Consider the following 21,100-nt stretch of genomic DNA (forward strand, 5'->3'; position numbering starts at 1 on the left):
AAAAAGGACGGGCGGGACGCCCATCCCACAATAACAATTAAAATTGTAAGTTATTTAATTCGCGATCTTAACTTCCTGATTTTTGCTTAATAAAAAACTGCTCTCATGGCTGAATCTTCCAATTGGACGCACCTCCACGCTCAAGTGCACAGGACGCTGCTGTACCGACAAATATTGCCATCAAATCAGCGATTGCTAGTAGCAGTATCCGGCGGGCAAGATTCTCTGTGTTTAATTAAATTACTGCTAGATTTGCAGCCCAAATGGGGGTGGAACCTAGCGATTGTTCACTGCGATCATCGTTGGCGTTCTGACTCGGAAGCCTCGGCCAATCATGTAGAACAATTAGCTAAAAACTGGGGAATATCCTACTATTTGGAAACAGCCTCGGACATCCCCAAAACTGAAGCAGCGGCCAGACAGTGGCGATATCAAGCTTTAACCGAAATTGCGATCGCCCACAACTACCCCTACATTGTTACAGGCCACACAGCCAGCGATCGCGCCGAAACACTCCTCTACAACCTGATTCGCGGCAGTGGCGCCGATGGACTTTCTGCCCTCACCTGGACACGGCCCCTGCTCGATTTTCGATTGCCGATTTTCGATTTTCGAGTGGGGAATTCCGGCGAAAATTCCAACTCCCAAATATCGGCCGATTTTAGATTGGAAAATCAGGATGAAAATTCCCAATCGAAAATCCAAAATCTAAAATCTAAAATCTATTTAGTTCGTCCCTTGCTCGAAATAACTCGATCGCAAACAGGTCAATTTTGTCAAGAGCAAAAACTACCCATTTGGGAAGATTCCACAAATCAAGACTTGCAATATAGTCGCAACCGGATTCGATCGGAATTATTGCCTTATTTGGAAACTCATTTCAACCCAAAAGCCCAACAAGCCCTAGCTCAAACAGCCGAACTCCTCCGCGCCGACGTAGAATATCTGGAACTTGCAGCCAGCGACTTGCTACAGCGAGCAATGTCTCCAATTGCAGACAGCCCCCAGGTGAATTTTCAACTTCCCGTCAAGTTAAATCGCCCGATTTTGCGGGAAGCACCCCTGGCCTTGCAGCGACGGGCAATGCGGCAACTACTGCAACAAATATTGCCCTCGGCGCCCAGTTTTGAAAGCGTAGAAAAACTAACCAGCTTAATCGTAGCGCCCAACCGATCGCAAACCGATCCATTTCCTGGAGGAGCGATCGGTCGAGTCGAACACCCTTCGATAATTTTACATATTAAATTTTAACCTGTGATCAAACCCGAAAGGACTTGCCGCAAATCGGAAACTACCCGATCTTGCTCCTCTCCAGTCTGCTGCACCCGATCGAGTTCCCCCGCCGCCGCTTCGAGCTTTTGGCGTAGCGCAGTCAAATTGTCCTGCACCGGCTGCAACATTTCTTGATAAACATTCACCCTGCCCCAGAGTTGCGCCACTGCACCTTTCTGGTTGAACAAATTCTGCTCTAACTGCTTGAGTTCGTAGCGTTTCGCCTCACTTTCCCCATTTTGGCGGTTGACATTTGCCTCAATTTGGGATATTGCTTCCCGCACCTGCTGAATTTCGTTTTCCAGTCTTTGCAATTCTTGGCTTTGCTGCTGCCGCTGAGTATTGAGCTGTGCCACAATCGGCCCCAAATCAATATTTCCTCGCTCTTGTTTTGGAGCATTAGCAGTACCCAGCCGCCGCCACAGCACCGCCTGATGCTGCTTTAAAACATCTTCCCGTTCCTGCAACCGGAGGCGCTGTCCCACCAGAGTTTCGTTTAACATCTGATAACTTTCGAGTTCATCTGCCATTTCATTTTCCAAAGCCATGCGATCGTACTCGCTAGCAGCTTGAATTTTCCCTTGGAGCTCCTCGATTGTCTCCCGCTGCAGAGTCAACTCTTCCTCTTGATCGTTAACAAACCGGAACACCTTTTCCAAATCCTGTTGCAGGTGTTGCACCAGCCCCTGTAACTCATCAACAGGCATCTTCTCCAAAGCTGACACATCTACTTTCTGCTCCGTACCCGCAGTACCCGAAGCAGATGCCAGCCTGGAAACTTGCTGGTAAAGATCCTCAACAGCCCGCACCTGCAAAGACACGGACTGAGCCTGATCCTGCTTAGCGCTGAGGGTACTTTGCTGCCCTTTAAGCTCCGCCCGAGCCCCGGCCAAAGCATCTTGAGATTGGTACCACTCTTGCCAGCGGTTTTGGAGGCTCTGATTTTGTCGATCGACTTCTTCTTGTTGCTGTTGAGCTATGCTCTGTTTTTGCTCCAACTGCTGCCAGTGCTGATCCAGAATTGCCTGCTGAGCGCCCACCGCACCAAAAGACTGATTCAGTTGTTCCCGCACCCCTTGAGCCGAAGCAATTGCCCCTCCCAACTTCTGCATCAACTCCTGAATCCTCTGAGTCTGCTGCTCATCAATTACTGCCCCCTGGGGAACCTCAGACTGCTGTTGGGCCACCCGTTGCTGCTCGCCCCGCAACTGTTCCCAAGCCGTCTCTATTTCCACGCGACTGCGATCGACTTCTTCTCGCAGTCGGTTAGCTTCATCTCTAGTATTTTCTATTTCCGAGCGCTGAGCCTCCAGCCGCTCCAACTCCTCTTCCATTTGAGCCAACTGCTCTTCGCGGGCTTGCATTTCCATTTCCCGGCGATTGAGTTCCTGACTCGAAAACGTCAGAGAAGCCTTCCACTGTTCAATTTCCTCTTCCTTATCCTTAAACTTGTCCTGCAATCGCGAGAAATTTTGCAGAATGCTCACCAACTGGCGGGCCGCCTCCTGAATCCGCTGCACTTGCTTGCTAGCGCTCAACTCAACCAGCACCAGCGTGCCGTCGTTAAACTTATTAGCTTCCTCAACTGGGATCCCGTCATCGCCTGGTACGGCGCTCCAGTTATGTTCGCCCCGCTGACAAGCTAGCAGTTTCAGTTCAGCCTTACCGCCACCGAGACCAAAGCCGCTTTTCTGTTTTTGTACTTCCGCTAGATACAGCACACTAATAGTCCTCTGCTTCGTAAAACCTATCCCAACTTACTTTAAGTTACTTAAAGGCCTAAAAAATAAGTGGTGTTTACTTCCTACGCTGTTGGGTAGACGGCTAATCCCAACATAAGTAGGCTATCCCCCTTAAGCCCCAGGTTCTTGACTAAAGATAACATTGTGTGCGATCTTTAGTCAACTTCCCTAAAGTAAAAAAGTATAGGCAAGTAAGGATAACTTTTTGCCACTTAAGTCTTACTTTTTGGTATCGTTTGCCCAATCGGGGGATAGCATTTTTTCCTAACTATAGCAGCACTCACCCATAGCACGTCCTCACGGGAGAACTTCCAGAAAGTACGGCCGCCGGCACTTGTCTGGAGGAATGAGACAGCAGTATCAATGCCGCTTGATTCCAGACTAGCTCTCACTGCGGGGACTGCCATAGGCCAAACCTGAAAAAGGTCAGTCCTTGAACCTCCCCACCTCTAAAGCCGGGGGATTCTTGCCCACATTCAAGGCGACAACGGGACATTAAAATATCCCTCTACTCACTCAAAGAACTTTACTTCTCCTGGAGCGCATACTTGCTGAGTTCTTCCTATTTTTAAGGTTGAACGTGACCTATGCTGCAATTATTTGCCCTTTAACTATTCCGAATTAATCGGATTAGTGCGTTGCCGGGGCTGCTCGCCCTCTAGGATATTTCAATGGGTTGAAAGTTATTCTTACTCTGGCGAATTGCTCTTTGCCAATTATACCACCCTGGTTTTAGCAACACCATCGTTTCACGAGACTTAAAAGTCCCTACCGACTGATCCCCAAATCTAAATCCCCATGTCGTTAGCCCAGGGCTTGCCTCTGGCGTTTCGATCCAAAAGTTTCTATAGATTTTACAACGCTTTAGTTATGGGTCGATCGTCAGAAAAGCCATCGCTGCCCCCAAGCGGACGCCATCCTCCGGCGGACTAGGGATTTGAACCGCGCTGCCTTAGAATAGGGTAATGACGCGAGCCTATGACGGAGCCGCGGGCGAGCAAAAAGGTCGATCGGCACTGAGGGTTTTCCTGACAACTGCCAACCAAGGTTCATTTTGACTGCACCTGATTTTAGGGCTGTGGCAAACCCAAAAAAACCTCGATCGCAACTCATCCAACCCAACAGACTAGCCTCAAGTTCCCATAGGGGATCGATCGGCACTTGCTGCTGGTAGCAGCGGTAAAACCAGAGAATCCTTGGTATTTTGAAGTTGACCTACGCCAAGATGTGCTGGAGAAACTGACGGCATACTCAGCCAAAAACTTCAAAACTTTGGCATCGAAGGCTTGAATCCGTCGGGAATGCCAGCGTTGCACACTCGAAGAACCCGTGCCAGCGTGCGATGTGGATTCTACGAGTTTAGGCAATAGGCAACAGTGGGAATAGAAGGTGAAACTCTACACTTAGAGAATGCCGCGAGTTTCGCGGTTTCAGCTTGTGGACTGGTAGCGCGGCCGAGGATCGGCAGCAAGTATCGCCCTTTCGTCAATTCCCAATTGTGAGATCAGCATCAGCGCGTAAATTATTGACGGAAACTAAAGTCAATCTTTTCGCCCGCACACAGTCTTTCCGAGCTCAGACGCCAACGGTTTTAAGGAGGATACTTTAGCTGCATGCAGGGAAATTTGAGTGAAATAGACATCCGCAGCATCCTGCAATTGATTGAGTTAGGTCAGCGAACCGGAGAACTGTTCGTAGAGGCCTACACCTCCACCGGCAGCAGCACGGGTACTCAACCTACGCCGCGCTCCCTTGCAGGACAATCCTGGTATGTCTTCTGCTTCAACGGTCAGATTATTTACGCTACCCAGAGTGCGGGCAGTTTGTTTCGGTTGCGCGACTACCTGCGCCGCTACAAAGCAGATACCGCCCTCGACAAAATCCAAGTTCCCTATATGGCATCTACCAATGCCCCAGAATACGGCTATCTATGGGCCCTGCTAGAAAACCACATCCTCACCCCAGCTCAAGGGCGCAACATCATCCAGAGCATGATCCACGAAACCCTATTTGACTTGCTCAGTCTCCACCAGGGTTCCTTCACTTTTGAAATGGGCCCAGCTTTGGCTCCTCAACTGACCAGCTTAGAAATTAGCTCGCTGCTGGCCAAGATTGTCAAACAGGTGCAGCAGTGGAAGCAGTTTCACCCTCACATTCAGTCGCCCAACCAATGCCCGGTGATTTCAGACCCCTCCGAACTGCGAGTCGCGCTGCCTGTCAATACCTTTAATACTCTCAGACGCTGGGCCGACGGGCACACTTCGATCCGCCAAATGGCGCGCTACCTCAACCGAGACGTGCTGACTGTCGCTAAGGCGATTTACCCATTTGTGCAGCAGGGATTGGTGCAAGTATTTTACGAACCTTCTGTTGCCCCCACCAACAACAAAAAAGAATGGTCGTCCCCAGAAACCAAGGTTCCCAGAGTTGTCTGTATTGACGACGACAATACTATTCGCAAAACAGTCGAGTCAATTTTAAATGAACACGGTTACGAAGCTACTACGATCGGCAATCCCCTCCAAGCGCTGAGTTTGGTGTTTCCACTCAAACCCGATTTAATTCTGTGTGATATCGCCATGCCGGAACTCGACGGCTACGAAATTTGCGCTATGCTGCGTAGTTCGAGCGCTTTCCGGCAGACGCCGATCGTTATGCTGACGGGCATCGACGGATTTATCGATCGCGTTAAAGCCCGCATGGCCGGAGCTACAGACTTTTACACGAAACCTTTTGGTGAAAGCGAGTTATTGATGCTGGTAGAAAAATATGTGGGCCCGGGCTACCCTCGGGTCAATCTCTCGGAAAGATTATTAGAGCGCTCGCTAGAAGACCAATTAGAAGAAAAATAACTTTCGCACCGATGCCATGATGGGAGCTTTTTTGTACCTGCGGTTAAATCGAGTCTCCGCCGCCCCAAACAGAAAGCTGGGGGTACTATTGGCGATCGCACCATAAACTAGAATGTATAAATCCGCGCGCTGGCATAAGGGCGTCGGTAAAACTCTGTTCAATTTCTAGACCCAACTGGGTCTAACACGCTCAAAGTGCAAATATAATATACTTGTTATCCACTTGCAGCCGCTCCGAAAAACTGATGTACAGAGCTACTTATGGCTAGGTATTTCTGTACAAAGTCAGAGAGTCCAATTCTCAGTCTTAAGTGGCTCCGTTCATGATTGTCGCGACACCAGCCATGTCAACAACTCCTCGCTAATGCCCGTATCGGTTTAGCATTCATCGCAGAAATTACCCAGAGTTTTACCAATTGAGACGGCGGTGGGAATACAAAGTGAAGCTTTAGGGGTTTCAAATTAATTGTTCGTAGTCGATTTGAGCTAACTTGTAAGCCTTGGTCGCGCGAATTTATTGATGGCAGTCAATTATTGACGGAGAAAATTTATTGCCAAGGGCCTCCGGCAGTCGCGCCATTCACCCCTTGGCTGTGTCAAGCTTGGCTGTGTCAAGTTTCGACCATCGAAGTTTCGATCGGGTTATTCTTGGCGGGAAACCTCAACAATTTTTGCTAGAAATGCAGGTGTCAGAATTATGATTAGCGGTAGCCCAGACTTTATATTACCAGGACTAGGCGTAGATCCGGCTCCGGAATTCCAAGAACTAGAAACTCCCGAAGGCGAGCTGCACCTGCGGTTCTACGTTCCTTCGGGGAACGAGTTCGCACTGCCGGCGACAGGGATTAGAGAGGTCCTATCCCCGTCCCCAGACCGCATGACACCGATCCCCAACGTTTCCTCTTTGCTTTTAGGTACGCTAAATATGAGAGGACGAGTGATTTGGGTGGCAGACCTCGGCCAATTTCTGGGAGACCAAACACCTCTGAACACAGATAGACCCGAAATCCCGATCGTGGCTGTGGAAGACCAAGACACGATTTTGGGGTTGGCAGTCGATCGAATTGTGGGGATGGACTGGCTCGACGTAGAGCAACTGCACTCTCAGAACAATGCACCAGACGGCATGATTCCATTTCTGAGGGGAGAATGGATGTTAGGTGCACCAGCTCAGAAAGTGCTCCGACTGCTAGATCAAGTGAAAATTCTGCGCTCGGCGCGGTGGGCAGCGTGAAATCGATTTTAGATTTGCGATTTGCGATTTTCGATTGAGGTCTAACCATCAACAGTCACACGACTTGAGGCGCGCATCTAAACATTCAATTCAACATAAAAATCAAAAATCTCAAATCTAAAATCTAAAATCCAAAGAGGGCGGCAAATGGCAACAAGTACCAACTTTCAGCAGGACTACCAACGGGCAGAAGCGGCCTACATGGAGGGCAATTATTCAGAAGCCGCAGCCCTAGTTTATCAATTAGTAGAAGATTTTCCCGAAGACCCCAGCGCTCGCCTGCTGTGCGGACACATTTACTGCTACGGACTGCAACAGTATGAGGTGGCGCGGGAACAGTACACGGTTGTGCTAGGCCTGAGTGACGACCCGAGTTTGGTGGAACACGCTCACAACGGAATTACCTACACAGACCAATTTTTATCTGGAGAGCTGCAAACGGAAAATTTCGAGGCTTTGTCTGCTGAAACGGAATTAGAATTCTACCCAGACTTATCACTCGATGAAGGGTTAGAAGACCCGGATTTGGGACTTTTCCAAGGAAATTCCCCATCCCTTTCCTATAGAAGTCAATCCCCAGACGACATGGAAAACGAGGACTTGGCCGACTTGGGCATGAGTGGCTTGGGGTGGGAACCAGAAGACGACGATGGCGCAGGCTCAGTCCCAGATTTAGCTTCACATTCTAACCCGTTTGGTGGCGACAGCGGCGGAATGGCAGCTTATGCTGAGAACTCCGACTCGCTAGACATAGACGAGTTTGCCGACTCGGACTTTGGAGACCCCTTTGCCTTAGATGATGGAGGGTTTGATGCTGCTGACTTGTCTAGCAGTAAACAGTCTGGTTCAAGCGCACCTTACTCAGGAGATTCGTTTTCAGAAGCTCCGACTCAGATGCTCAACGGTCAAAGTTTTGCCTCTTCAGAAGTCGGGAATTCCTTCGACTCGAACCCACTAGACTCCCCCATCGGGCCCTCGGACAATTTTGGCGAACCTTTTGCTGCGCTCGATTTGCCAGACGAATTCGACGATAACTCGGACTACGACTACCAATCCCCGCCCCAGAGTGGCCAAAATTACGGTCATAACGCACCCTATGCCGAAGAGGAAGACCCCTTTGCCGAGGCGATGCCCTCGTCGGGTTTCGGGTCTTCTCGACCTCAAAACAAACAGCCGAATAACGGGTCGGACTACTCGTCAAACTATTCGCTGGCGGAAGACGAAACGCTGTTGATGGGAGGTGCTGTCCCCAACTCTCAAAGTCAAAGGTCGAGCCGGGGACAATTTAATTCAGTCGATCCCGCCTCCGCCAACAGCAACGGTTACAGGGACTCGGAACCCCCGGCGTTTGGCTCTAGAGACAACTTCGAGTTAGATGCTTTTGAAGACGACGCTTTTAGCGATTCTTTCTCTTTCGACGAAAACGAACAAGCGACAGCTTTCGGGGCGTCCGACAAGAACCACAGCGCCTGGTCGTCAAAAGCTGGGAACGCTCAAGAACACAGCGACTTTTTAGACGAATTTGACGAGTTTGACGATTTAGGCAATTTGCCGGACTTTGATATCTCAGAAGATGCCAGCAGTTCGATATTGACTAGAGGTAACACCAATTTCGGCAACTCGACCAGCGGCATGATGGGAACGACCGGGAGCAGCCTGGACTTTGACAACAGCGATGGCTCAGCAATTCGGGATGACGAAATATTTAGCATAAGCGGCCCGGCTGATGCGTCTGTGTCGAGTTTTTCTCCCACCGAAACAGAAGCGGTCGATACTTCGGTAACAGTAGAACAGGGGGGACTGGCTTTCTTGGAAAATGCCCCTTTGTATACAAAACAGTTGTACACGGCAATCGGGGCGGGACTGGTTTCTCTGGTAGCTGTGGCTTTCGTCACCAACATTGCCTCCTATCAAGCTCTGCGGCAAGACAAACCGGAGGCGATCGTTTACCTGCGCCAAACAGGCTGGGTAATGACCGCAGCAGCAGGCTTTACGAGCTTTTTAACTTCTTGGGGCATCGGTCAGTTGATCGCCAAGCAGGTACGCAAGTCGTCGGATAATTTGCAAGCTCAGTTCGATGCCGTATCTCAAGGGACTTTGGATGCTCGAGCTACGGTTTACTCGGAAGATGAATTTGGTAAAATGGCTGCTAAATTCAACCACATGGCGAAGGTCATCCAAACCACGATTAGCGATACCAGGCGCAAGTCTGACGAGCAGGAACAGGCAAAAGAAGACTTGCAGCGCCAAGTGATTCGCTTGCTAGACGACGTGGAAGGAGCGGCCCGGGGTGACTTGACGGTGACTGCGGAAGTGACGGCAGACGTTTTGGGTGCTGTTGCTGACTCGTTTAACTTGACAATTCAAAATCTGCGCGAAATTGTCCATCAGGTGAAGCAGGCGGCTCGGGAGGTCAGCAAAGGCGCTACGGATAGTGCTAAGTTTGCGGGCGATTTGTCTTCCGACGCGCTGCGACAAGCTGAGGAACTGGCGGCAACGCTGAATTCCGTGCAAGTCCTCACCGACGCGATTCAGCGGGTCGCAGAGAGCGCTAGAGAGGCGGAAGAAGTGGCCCGGGGCGCGGCGGCAACGGCTCTGAAAGGAGGCGAGGCTGTGGAGCGGACGGTGGCCGGGATTTTGGAAATTCGAGAAACGGTAGCAGAAACCACGCGAAAAGTCAAGAGGTTGGCGGAAGCTTCTCAAGAAATTTCTAAGATTGTGGCTTTAATTGCGACGATCGCCTCCCGGACGAATTTGTTGGCACTCAACGCCAGTATTGAGGCGGCGAGAGCTGGGGAAGCGGGCAGGGGTTTTGCGATCGTGGCAGACGAGGTGCGACAATTGGCAGACCGATCGGCTAAGTCTTTGAAAGAAATCGAACAGATCGTGATGCAAATTCAAAGCGAAACCGGCGCGGTAATGACGGCGATGGAAGAAGGGACGCAGCAGGTTATTGAGGGGACAAAATTGGCAGAACAGGCGAAGCGATCGCTTGAAGATATCATTCAAGTAACTAACCGAATTGACGTGTTAGTGCGATCGATTACTGCCGACACTGTAGAGCAAAACGAAACAGCTCGCGCCGTGGCCTCGGTGATGCAAGCAGTGGAATTAACTGCTCAGGAAACCTCCCAAGAAGCGCAGCGAGTTTCGGGTGCTTTGCAAAATTTGGTGGGCGTTGCTCGCGACCTTTTGACATCGGTGGAAAGATTCCGAGTAGAAACAGCAGAAAGACAATAATCAATTGTCTAATGCTTGTTTTGCGGCATGATTTACAATCAGCTTTGTGTGGCAATAATGGCCTACAAAAAGCAACCTCGCAGTCGTGAAACCGCTGCGGGGCTGCCACTTCAACACCTAAAGGAAGTAGGAGTTGCACGATGGACGACAACATAGTAGAAGTAATTACTGGCATATTTGGTGAGATTCAGCCGACGGGCTGTATTATCTGTACCCTCTCAAAAAACAGCAGGGGCTATGCCACCAAAAGACTTCGGATTAACGGTGAATGGAAAACGCTGACCGTCCACCGTTTAGTATTAGAAAATGTTTTAGGTCGTCCGATTAGACCGGAATACTTTGCTTGCCACACTTGCGATGTCCGCAACTGCATTAATCCTAACCATTTGTGGGAAGGCTCTAGACTTGAAAATTCTCAAGATAGGTTTAAAAAAGGACGTATTAAAGATGTCGGAAGTACATCGGCGCCGAAACCTCAAAAACAAGTGCGAGGCATAGAAGTAATTCCAGGCATTCGGGTCCAAATACAGCCGAACGGCTGCATGATTTGTACCTTGGCTAAAAGAAGTGATGGTTACTCGGTGAAAACTATCAAGATTAACGGGAAAAATCAAAGTTTCTATCCCCACAGACTTGTACTGGAACACAAACTGGGAAGACCTGTAAAACCCGGTTATTTTGCGTGTCACAGTTGCGACGATCGCGGTTGTGTCAATCCTGACCATTTGTGGGAAGGAACCCCCGCCGATAACTCCCGCGATGCCATAGAGAAAAACCGCTTTCCTTTCGTTCCCGGCAAGATATGTCCTAACCGCAAACTCAAACCCGAACAGGTGCGCGAGATTCGCTATCTTTTAAGTGAGGGCATATCCAAAAGAAAAATAGCCAGGACATTTGCCATATCTCGCAGTCAGATTATTCTCTTGGCAAGGGGCGAGATCTACAAAGAGCTTCTCTAGAACTACTAACATAGACCCAATACAATAACGATTAAAATCAGGAATAAAACTATGCTACCGGAGCAACAACAGAGGATCATGGGCTACTTTATTGAGGAGGCAAAAGACCACCTCAATACGATCGAACAAGGCTTGCTGAATCTGCAAACCACGATCGAAGACCCAGAACTGGTCAACGAAGTATTTAGGGCCGCTCACTCTGTCAAAGGAGGAGCAGCAATGCTGGGGCTGACCAGCATTCAGCAAACAGCTCACAGACTAGAAGATAGTTTTAAAGTTTTAAAAGAGTGCAGCGTTAAAGTAGACCAACAGCTAGAGTCCCTTTTTCTGCGAATTTTTGACACATTGCAAGGGCTGTTAGAGCAACTGTCGGGGCCTTTTGGACTGACAGAAGAATTGGGAGAACAGATGGTTCGAGAATTAGAACCAGTATTTGAAGAACTCAACGGGCACTTGGGGGGACTCGTTGGACACGGAGAATACCATGCAGACGAGAGCAGCGTTCTGGCCGTACCCGAACCAGTTATGGCGGGGGTGGGAGTCGGGGCGTTTGCCTCATCAAGAAGTTTTCCAGATTCGCGGTCAGTTTACGCACCTGATGCCAGAGCAACAGAAGACAGCGCCCTGCAGCTAGTATTTGAGTCGGACGTGCCGGCGAGGATGCGGGAACTCCTGCAAGAGTTCAAACAGCCCGAAGGGCCAGAAAGCAGGCGGCAACTCAAGAACATTTGTCGGAACTTGCTCAGGGCAGGGGAAGAATTTGAACTGCCCTACTGGATAGCATTGATCCAAGCTGTATCCAAGGCGATCGCCAACCCAGAAAATACCTACCGCACCTTAGCGCCAACGGTGATCAAAGACATCAAACAAGCGCAAGAACTGGTAATTTCTGGTCTAGAATCGTCGATCGCACCAAGCGAAAAACTTCTGTCGCTGCAGCCGGCTGTTCTGGTTCCAGAAACGGATTTTGAAGATTTGCTGGCCTTTGCTCAACCGAGTAAATCCGGGAAAAATGTGGTTTCTGTTGAGGATGAGGCCTGGGATCTGGTGGGATCGGGCGATTCCCAGGATGGATTGAACAAGTTGCTGCCGACTATTTCGGGGCTGAGTATAGACGAGCTGTTCGACCAACTCGACAGCGGCGACAGCAACGATGACAATGGCATTCGATCGTCCCATTTCGACGAAGATTCCGCCTTCGCAGAATCGGATATAGAGACGGGTACTTTTAGAGGCTCGACCCGCACCGGCCCGGAAGTGGGCGCTGCAGAACTCAACACTTTAGCTGACTTGTTTGACGGCGAGTCCCCGGATCTCGACGGCGCTTGGGAAGAAGAAGAAGACCTCGACTATGCACAGTCTTCTGGGATATCGGCGGCCCGAATGCTGGGGTTAGACGAGGACAATTCCGGCGATTTTACTGATTTGTTGTTTGACGAATACGATGCGGCAAGTTCCGAAACGAACACGAAGCCTCCGATTGACGATTTGACGAGTTTGTTTGGGGAGGATTTGCTGTTTGGAGACGAGGCAGAGGGCTCGGCAGTAGCTCCCGGTCAGAAAAATGCGGGTTCGAGCCAGCGGTTAACTAGCAAACACCTTAACACGGGTAACGGTAAGGGCCGTTTGGAGCGGCGAGACGACACGGTGGCCCCAGCCAGGGGACAAGCTGACGAAGATGCTCTCGGTACGCTTTTGGACGAAGTGGCTGCCCAAACTTCTGCTGGTGGTACGGAGGACAATGCTGATTTCGAGAACTTGTTCGGCGATTTAGGCTTATCTGAGACAACAGGTGGGCCGGCAGTCTCTTCGGAGTATTCCCTGAAGTCTGAGGCTTTAGACGGACAATCGAAGAAGCCTGCAGGGGGGGGCAAGGATTTAGGGGATGCCGAAGCCCTTGCTCTGCCTGCAATGGATGATTTCGAGTTGCTCTCTGAGCTTGGCGAGGATTCGGATTTGAGCGAGCTGTTGGGGATTACTTCTAATTTCCTTTCTTCAGAAGACGAAGCTGGGGAGAACGGGGGCGATCGAGATCGAGCTGCAGGCATCCCACAAAATGAGGAAATGGGCAACGTTCTTAACATGACATCAAATTCTGATTTAGATATCTCTGCGGATGGAAACTGGCTAGAAGAGGCTTTCGGCATGGAAGACGAGTCTGTGCAATCGCTCAACCTGGATCTGGACGATACGGATTTAGATGCGCTGTTTGGGGATATGACCTCTGGCGCGATTTCTGAGGATGAAGAGACTGTGCGGGATGGGCAAGGAATGGCTACTTCCCGAGAAGCGGCCGATTTGGCTGAGCTTTTCGGTTCTGTACCTACGGGTACTGAGTATGACGGAGAAGCTTCGGGGCAAGGCCGTGGGCGTTGGCTCAATGATGGGAATTCACAATTGCTGAGTGCCGATGTGGGAGTTGATGAGGGCGACTTGGGGAGTTTGTTCGACAACAATAACAATGGTGCGGCTGTTTCCGACCAAGGCTGGGCAAATTCGGCAGAGGTTGAACTTGGGGCTTTGTCAGACGATCGTCCTGAGTCGGAAATTTCAAATGTCGAATCTGATGAGGGCGCAGCTTTCGATTTCTTGGAGGATATGTTTGGGGAAGGCATGGTACACCCAGGCGATGCTGGAACGGCGCCAGATGACGGCGCGGCTGTGGATGTGAACGAATTGTCTGCCGAACCTGCCGAGGGTTTGTTCGACGAGGAGGGTGCGGATTTGTTCGATCGAGCCGAAACAGATGCCGCCGGGGAATCTGAGGGCGAAGATGATTTGTTTGATGCCCTGGAAACGGATTTTTTGAGTGCGGATTTAGAGCCGCTGCCTGCAGAATCTCTCGATGGTATGTTGGAGGGCGATGCTGACTTGCTCTCGGCGAGGGAAACCGGGGCTACTCTCAACAACGCAGAGTTGGAGGGTTTTGATGATTTGTTGGATTCGATCGATGCTGAGGTTCTGGTGACTTCGGAACTGACGACCGGCTTTTGGGACGCTGAGGACGACTCGGCCGAGGCAGATTCCTCGGAGTTGGAAGAGGGATCGCTGGCAGACTTTTTTGCCGAGGGCGAATCAGGCGATGAAGATGATGCCGAAGGAAATTTTGACGATTTAGAAGCACTGTTAATTGCAGGGGGTGCTGGGGCTGTCATAGCAGCTTCTGGAAGCACAAATCAGAGTCCGGTAAATACAGAAGTTTTCTCGGATCTCGAAGAACTCCTCAGCGAGAGCGCAACTATGCCGGAAATTCCTGCACCGACAACTGCTAGTAAAGCTCCGCGCACTGCTGCCGATGAGAGCGACGACGAATTTGGCGATTTGGAAAAACTGCTGGAAGATCCCAAGGACAGCGGCCGCCAAGGGGAAGGCAATATGGGGCCGTCGGCGATCAACAGACCCAGGCGGAATCCCCGCGCGGGCGGGTTCGGCGACCAGACGATGCGGGTGCCGGTCAAGCAACTGGACAACCTCAGCAATTTGATGGGGGAACTGGTTGTGAACCGCAACAGTTTGGAGCAAGACCAAGAACGGATGCGACAGTTTTTGGACAATTTGCTGCACCAGGTGGCGCTGCTGAGCGATGTGAGCCAGCGGACTCAGGATTTCTACGAGCGGAGTCTTTTGGAGATTGCTTTGCTGGCAAACCGGCAGGGACACCGATCGGCCTGGCGCTCTGAGGATTCGGCCCACACTCGGGAAAGTGCCTGGAGACCGGAGGAAATGGACAGGTTTACTCCTTTCCACAGTTTGGCTCAAGAGATTATTGAGCTGATCGTGCGGGTGCGGGAGTCGGCGGCGGACATTGAGTTTTTGGTGGATGAGGCGGATCAGGTGACTCGCCAACTGCGACAAGTTACGACTCAACTGCAAGAAGGTTTGACTCGCGCCCGGATGAAGCCGTTTGCGGAGACGACGGACAGGCTGTTCCGGGCGGTGCGGGAAATCGCGATTAAGTGCGGGAAGCAGGCTCAGTTGCAGGTTGAGGGTAAGGAGATTTTGATCGACAAGATGATTGTGGATCAGCTATATGACCCGATGACTCATTTGGTGAACAATGCGATTACTCACGGGATCGAAGCGCCGGAGGTGCGTCTGGCGGCTGGGAAGCCTGCAGTCGGCAGGATTACGATTCGGGCTTTCCACCAAGGGAACCAAACCGTGGTTTCGGTTTCAGACGACGGGGCCGGAATTGACCCGCAAAAGGTGAAGGCGAAGGCGATTAAGCAGGGTATGCTGACGGCGGCTCAGGCTCAAAGGATGTCTCGCTCGGAAGTTTACGATTTGCTGTTTATGCCGGGGTTCAGCACTCAGGAACAGGCGACGGAGTATGCCGGCCGGGGGGTCGGTATGAATGTGGTGCAGACTTCGTTGCAGGAGATTCGCGGTACTGTGTCGATCGATTCAACGATCGGCAAGGGGACTGTGTTTACCATCCGTTTACCTCTGGTGTTGAGTATTTCTAAGGCTCTGACTTGCATTAGCGATCGCGCTCGCATTGCTTTCCCGATGGATGGGGTCGAAGATATGATCGATGTGCCTCGCGATCAGGTGACGACGGGGGCGGATGGTTTGCCTTGCATTGAGTGGCGGGGTCAAAGCTTGCCGTTCCGGCCGCTGCGGGATCTGCTGGCTTACAGCCGCCATTTGGGTCGGGGCAGTGTTTACGGGTTTAATACTGACGATGACATGATTTCGGTGATCGTGCTGCGCTCTGCTGGCAATTTCTTGGCGGTGCAGGTGGATCAGGTTTCGACGGAACAGGAAATTGTGATCAAGCCGTTGGAAGGGCCGGTGCCGAAGCCGATCGGGATTGCTGGGGCCACCGTGCTTGGGGACGGTCGGATCGTGGCGATTGCGGATGTTCTGGAGCTGATCGATTTGGCTACGGGAAGGCTGCGGAAGGATACTGGCGGTACGCTTTGGGATGAGGGCGATCGGGCTGCTGCGGAGGCGGAAATCGAGAAGACTGAGCCGACTGTGCTGATTGTCGATGACTCGATTACGGTGCGATCGCTCTTGTCGATTACTTTCGAGAAGTCTGGCTATCGTGTGGAAGAAGCTCGCGACGGTAAGGAAGCTTGGGAAAAGATGAAATCTGGTCTGCCTTGCGATATCGTTTTCTGCGATATTGAGATGCCGAGAATGGACGGTTTGGAACTACTTTCTCGGATGCAGAAGGATGCTGTTTTGTGTGAATTGCCGATCGCGATGCTAACTTCTCGCGGTGCTGACAGACACCGCCAAATGGCTTACAGTTTGGGCGCGAAGGGCTATTTCACTAAGCCTTATTTGGAGGAGCAATTGCTTGATGCTGCTTCTCGGATGTTGAAAGGTGAGGTTGTTGGTGCTCCGGTTGGTGTGTAATGTGTAAATCTGCTTTTATCTGCGGTTGAAAAATGGGAATTTGTTAACCGCAGATGAAATTGGATTGATTAAACCGCAGAGGACACAGAGGACGCAGAGAAAGAGAACAGAGAGAGCGATGATTCCGAGGAAGGACGAATTTGATATAATTTATCTGCGTTTATCTGTGTTTATCTGCGGTTGAAAAAGGGAGTTGATTGACCGCAGATGAAAATGGATTGATGCGGATTTAGATCGCGCTTTCGGTTTTGGTGGTAGGCTGGGAATGTGGGGTGTAGCGGAAGGGCGATCGAGGTGATTTATGGATGCTAAAGAACTTTTAGAAAGATATGCCAAAGGTGAACGAAAATTTCATAATGAACGGTTAAGTGGGGTAGACCTTAAAGGTGCTGATCTGAGTGGGATCGACCTACAGAGTGCTAATTTGACTGGAACTGATTTGAGTGGCATAAACCTAACAAATGCGAGTATTAACCATGCTAATCTGAGTCGGGCATCCCTGACAAGTGCAAACTTGAGTGGAATAAGTTGTGCTTCAAGTAATCTAAGTTTAGCAGAACTCAACGGTGCAAATTTGAGTAAAGCAAATCTGAGTGGCTCCAACTTGACTAATGCTAATCTTGAGATGGCAAATCTGAGTGGTGCAAACCTAACGGCTACTAACCTAAGTAGAGCCTCCTTGTTTCAGGCCGACTTAAATAGAGCTAACTTGACTAACGCTCATCTGACTGGAGCAAACCTGGCTGAAGCAAATTTAACTGCAACAATTCTAAATGGTGTAAAATTCTTAGAGGCAAATCTCAACGCTTGTAAACTCAGGGCAGTCAATTTGACAAAAAGCAATTTGTCAGGAATTAAGTTGATTGATGTAGATTTAAGTGTGGCAAACTTGGAAGAAGCTAACCTAAAAAAAGCCTGTTTGCAAAGCTCGAATCTCGAAAGAGCTAATCTACAAGGAGCCAATTTAAGTAGAGCCGATCTAAGTGGAGCAAACTTGAAAAAGGCAGACTTAACTAACGCAAGAACTTATGGTTGGAATATCGAAAATGCAGACTTCACTGGTGCTACAATGCCTGATGGAGAAATCTACCAGCCTGAAACCTCTGACGCAGAACTCTACCAGCCGGAAACTTCGGAAAAATTCTCCCAAAAACTAACATCTATGACGCGCAAAATTATTCGTACTGACAAAGCACCGGCACCCGTGGGCCCTTACAATCAAGCGATCGCCGCTACGGGCACTATGCTGTTTGTAGCTGGCCAAATTGCGATCGACATTAGACTAAACGATATAGTCTACACCGAGGATGTGGCAAAACAAACCGAACAAGTTATGGCAAATCTCGAAGCCATTCTCACAGAAGCCGGCGCTACTTGGTTGGATGTGGTAAAAACTACGGTTTTCCTTAAAGATATGAATGATTTTGCCGCCGTGAATGCGGTTTATGCGAAATATTTTGATGCGGAAACTGCACCGGCGCGCGCTTGTGTGGAGGTTTCGCGTTTGCCGAAAGATGTGTTAGTTGAAATTGACTGTATTGCTGTGATTTGATTTCATCTTCTTTTAGATGCCCGACTTTTTCAAGAAGTCTGGTTTCTGGATAGTTTTTTTTTTTAATATTTATGAGCGATTTAACCGCAGAGGGCGCAGAGGGCGCAGAGGAAGAGGGGAGAGAGATGAATAATTCCAAGGTTTACTTATAGCAACCGCCGAGGGTAAAGTGCGCGACTGTATTAACTTCTACAGCCGATCGCACAAAGTCGATCTGTCGCTGTCGCGCACCCTACTCCCAAATCAATCTGAAACAATCAGATTTAATCTCAATTAGCAATTAATAATTACTAATCACCAGTTACCAATTAGCAATTAGCAATTACTCTAAAAGCAATTACCAATTACCAACTGTAAACTATTTATTCAGCGCTTCGCGGGCGGCTACCGCTTCGTCGGGATGAATATTCAAGCGGGTCAAATTAATTCGACCTTTGTTGTCAATTTCTCGCACTTTGACAATCACTTCATCGTTTACAGCTAACTCGTCTTCGACTTTCCCGACGCGGTAGTCCGCTAACTGGGAAATGTGAATCATGCCTTCTTTTCCTGGCAAAATTTCCACAAAAGCGCCGATCGGAATAATTCGAGTTACGCGGCCGACATACACGTCTCCTGCATTCAACTTGCGCGTCATGCCTTGGACAATGTTGTAAGCCCGCTGAGCTTTTTCGCTGTCGTTGCCAGCAATTGTCACGGTTCCGTCGTCTTCGATGTCAATTTTGACACCGGTTTCTTCGGTGATGGCTTTGATGGTTTTGCCCCCAGGCCCAATTACCAAACCGATAAATTCTGGATCGATTTTCAGGGTTAGCAAACGCGGTGCAAACGGCGACATTTCCTTGCGGGGAGTGTCGATGGTTGCCAGCATTCTTTCTAGAATGTGCAGTCTGGCTGGTTTGGCTTGGCGGATGGCATTGGCAATTACATCTAAGGGCAAACCTTTGATTTTCATGTCCATCTGCAAAGCAGTAATCCCGGTGTCGGTACCGGCTACTTTGAAGTCCATGTCGCCTAAAAAGTCTTCAATTGCCTGAATGTCAGTCAAAATTCGGACTTCATCGCCTTCTTTAATTAAGCCCATTGCCGCGCCGCTGACGGGTTGGGAAAGGGGAACGCCTGCATCCATTAATGCTAGCGTTGAGGCGCAAACTGAACCCATTGAGGTCGAACCGTCGGAAGAAAGGACTTCTGAAACTACGCGAATCACGTAGGGGAAATCTTCTTTGGATGGCAAAACCGGCAGTAAAGCGCGTTCTGCGAGGGCTCCGTGACCGATTTCTCGCCTTCCGGGCGATCGCATCGGCTTGGTTTCTGCTACCGAAAACGGCGGGAAATTGTAGTGGTGGAGGTAGCGTTTGTCTTGCTGCGGGTGCAAGTCGTCCCCTAAGTCTTGGGCGTCGCCTGGGGTTCCCAGGGTAGCTGCAGACAAGACTTGAGTCAACCCGCGATTAAACAACCCAGTGCCGTGTACTCGCGACGGCAGCACGCCTACGCGACAAGAAACGGGTCGCACCTCGTCTAGCTTGCGACCGTCTACACGGACGCCATCTTCGAGGATCTGCTTCCGCATCATTTTTTTGGTAACGTCTTTGAAAACGTTGCCGATCGCCTTGGTGTTGGCGGTGGCGGCTAGTTTTACCGGATCGTCTTCCGGGAGTTCGGCGATCGCAGATTCGACTTCATTTGCCTTAACTTCGTCCAAAGCTGCATTCCGTATTGTTTTGTCTTTTTCAAATCTTGACAAAATGATGCGGATGGGTTCTTGGGCGCGATCGCGAATAAAGTTTTCCAGGGCAGAGTCTAGGGATGGCCGTTCCTCTACCACCAAATCGATGCCCAATTCGGCCATAATTTCGCGCTGGGCTTGAATCAAGTCACAGGCTGCTTCATAGCCGAAGTCGATCGCCTCGATGATATCCTGTTCTGGCAATTGGTTAGCGCCGGCTTCCACCATGATTACTCCATCAGGAGAACCAGCTACCACGAGATCCAACTCGCCTTCTTTGATTTCGCTGTAGGTGGGGTTGATGATGAAATCGTCCCCTACCAAACCGACTCGTACCGCCGCCATCGGCCCGTAAAACGGCATTTTCGCCAGCAGTATCGCCACCGAAGCCCCCGTCACCGCCAAAACGTCCGGTGGCACTTGTTCGTCCATCGAAACCGTTGTTGCTACAACTTGGATGTCATCTCGCAGCCAGCTTGGAAATAGCGGGCGCAGCGGTCGATCGATCAAACGACCAGTCAAAGTCACTTTTTCTGGGGGACGCCCTTCCCTTCGCAAAAATCCACCGGGAATTTTACCGCCAGCGTAGAGTCTCTCTTCGTAATCCACCAACAGGGGCAGGAAATCAATTCCTTCTCTCCCCTGCGATCGAGTCGCTGTCACCAAAACCGCCGTGTCACCCGACTGAATCAAAACTGCACCGCCTGCTTGAGGCGCTAGTAAACCAATCTTCAGTCTAATATCCCGTCCATCGAAGGATATTGACTTGTCTATCTCTACCATGTAGCACTGCTTCCTTATCTACCACATTCTTTCTCTGTCGGGATCGTAACATTACCACAGGATGTTTGAGAGTCCGACGCCAAAAGACAGGGATAATCGCCCCGCGATCCACTGTCTGCGTCAGGCTTATAAGCATTTATACTCTCGAATTATTTTTTGCAGTCTGGGGTCGATTCTCCGGTCGATCGTCCGCTAAACGCCTTCCATAGATGGTACGATGAATTTTCGTTTGGGAATTGGGACGTTGAAGGAAGAAGGAAGAGGGATTTAGGTATCTAGGACAGGGAATAAGCCGTAATACCAATTTTTTATGAGGTTGCATAGAATCCGATCCCCCCTAGCCAAGAGGGCGGGCACGGGGAGTAGGGGT

Annotated in this window: 10 protein-coding genes; 7 read left to right on the plus strand and 3 right to left on the minus strand. The window is 50.2% G+C overall.

Annotated features, from left to right (window positions below):
* The first annotated feature begins 105 nt into the window (after positions 1 to 105).
* The gene (tilS, locus tag QUB35_RS34775; protein WP_333146944.1) at positions 106 to 1,251 is read left to right on the plus strand and encodes a tRNA lysidine(34) synthetase TilS; all 1,146 of its coding nucleotides are present in this window, start codon (positions 106 to 108) and stop codon (positions 1,249 to 1,251) included.
* Here the strand turns inward: tilS and hmpF are convergent.
* Positions 1,248 to 2,993, minus strand: a complete 1,746-nt coding sequence (hmpF, locus tag QUB35_RS34780) for a pilus motility taxis protein HmpF (protein WP_333146946.1) — start codon at positions 2,991 to 2,993, stop codon at positions 1,248 to 1,250. The genes tilS and hmpF overlap by 4 nt on opposite strands.
* A gap of 1,634 nt (positions 2,994 to 4,627) precedes the next feature.
* Between hmpF and QUB35_RS34785 the strand changes: the two genes are divergently transcribed.
* Positions 4,628 to 5,866 carry a response regulator gene (locus QUB35_RS34785; RefSeq protein ID WP_333146948.1) on the plus strand — a complete coding sequence of 413 codons (1,239 nt, stop codon included), beginning with the start codon at positions 4,628 to 4,630 and terminating at the stop codon, positions 5,864 to 5,866.
* Here the strand turns inward: QUB35_RS34785 and QUB35_RS34790 are convergent.
* Positions 5,852 to 6,028, minus strand: a complete 177-nt coding sequence (locus QUB35_RS34790) for a hypothetical protein (RefSeq protein ID WP_333146950.1) — start codon at positions 6,026 to 6,028, stop codon at positions 5,852 to 5,854. The genes QUB35_RS34785 and QUB35_RS34790 overlap by 15 nt on opposite strands.
* A gap of 538 nt (positions 6,029 to 6,566) precedes the next feature.
* Between QUB35_RS34790 and QUB35_RS34795 the strand changes: the two genes are divergently transcribed.
* The 5 genes from QUB35_RS34795 to QUB35_RS34815 all read left to right on the plus strand — a co-directional run bounded on the left by QUB35_RS34795 (position 6,567) and on the right by QUB35_RS34815 (position 18,218).
* Positions 6,567 to 7,100, plus strand: coding sequence for a chemotaxis protein CheW (locus tag QUB35_RS34795; RefSeq protein WP_039887356.1), 534 nt, complete (start codon positions 6,567 to 6,569; stop codon positions 7,098 to 7,100).
* Positions 7,101 to 7,247: 147 nt separating this feature from the next.
* A complete protein-coding gene (locus QUB35_RS34800) occupies positions 7,248 to 10,340 on the plus strand; it encodes a methyl-accepting chemotaxis protein (protein WP_333146952.1) in 3,093 nt (1,030 codons plus the stop codon).
* Between the two features lie 140 nt (positions 10,341 to 10,480).
* A complete protein-coding gene (locus QUB35_RS34805) occupies positions 10,481 to 11,299 on the plus strand; it encodes an HNH endonuclease (protein WP_333146953.1) in 819 nt (272 codons plus the stop codon).
* A gap of 51 nt (positions 11,300 to 11,350) precedes the next feature.
* Positions 11,351 to 16,666, plus strand: coding sequence for a response regulator (locus tag QUB35_RS34810; protein ID WP_333146955.1), 5,316 nt, complete (start codon positions 11,351 to 11,353; stop codon positions 16,664 to 16,666).
* 301 nt (positions 16,667 to 16,967) lie between these two features.
* Positions 16,968 to 18,218, plus strand: a complete 1,251-nt coding sequence (locus QUB35_RS34815; RefSeq protein ID WP_333146957.1) for a Rid family detoxifying hydrolase — start codon at positions 16,968 to 16,970, stop codon at positions 18,216 to 18,218.
* A gap of 358 nt (positions 18,219 to 18,576) precedes the next feature.
* On the opposite strand, the gene QUB35_RS34820 is transcribed toward QUB35_RS34815, so the two are convergent.
* A complete protein-coding gene (locus QUB35_RS34820; RefSeq protein ID WP_333146959.1) occupies positions 18,577 to 20,730 on the minus strand; it encodes a polyribonucleotide nucleotidyltransferase in 2,154 nt (717 codons plus the stop codon).
* Positions 20,731 to 21,100 lie beyond the last annotated feature (370 nt).

This window comes from Microcoleus sp. B13-B6 (assembly GCF_036705405.1).
GTDB lineage: Bacteria > Cyanobacteriota > Cyanobacteriia > Cyanobacteriales > Microcoleaceae > Microcoleus.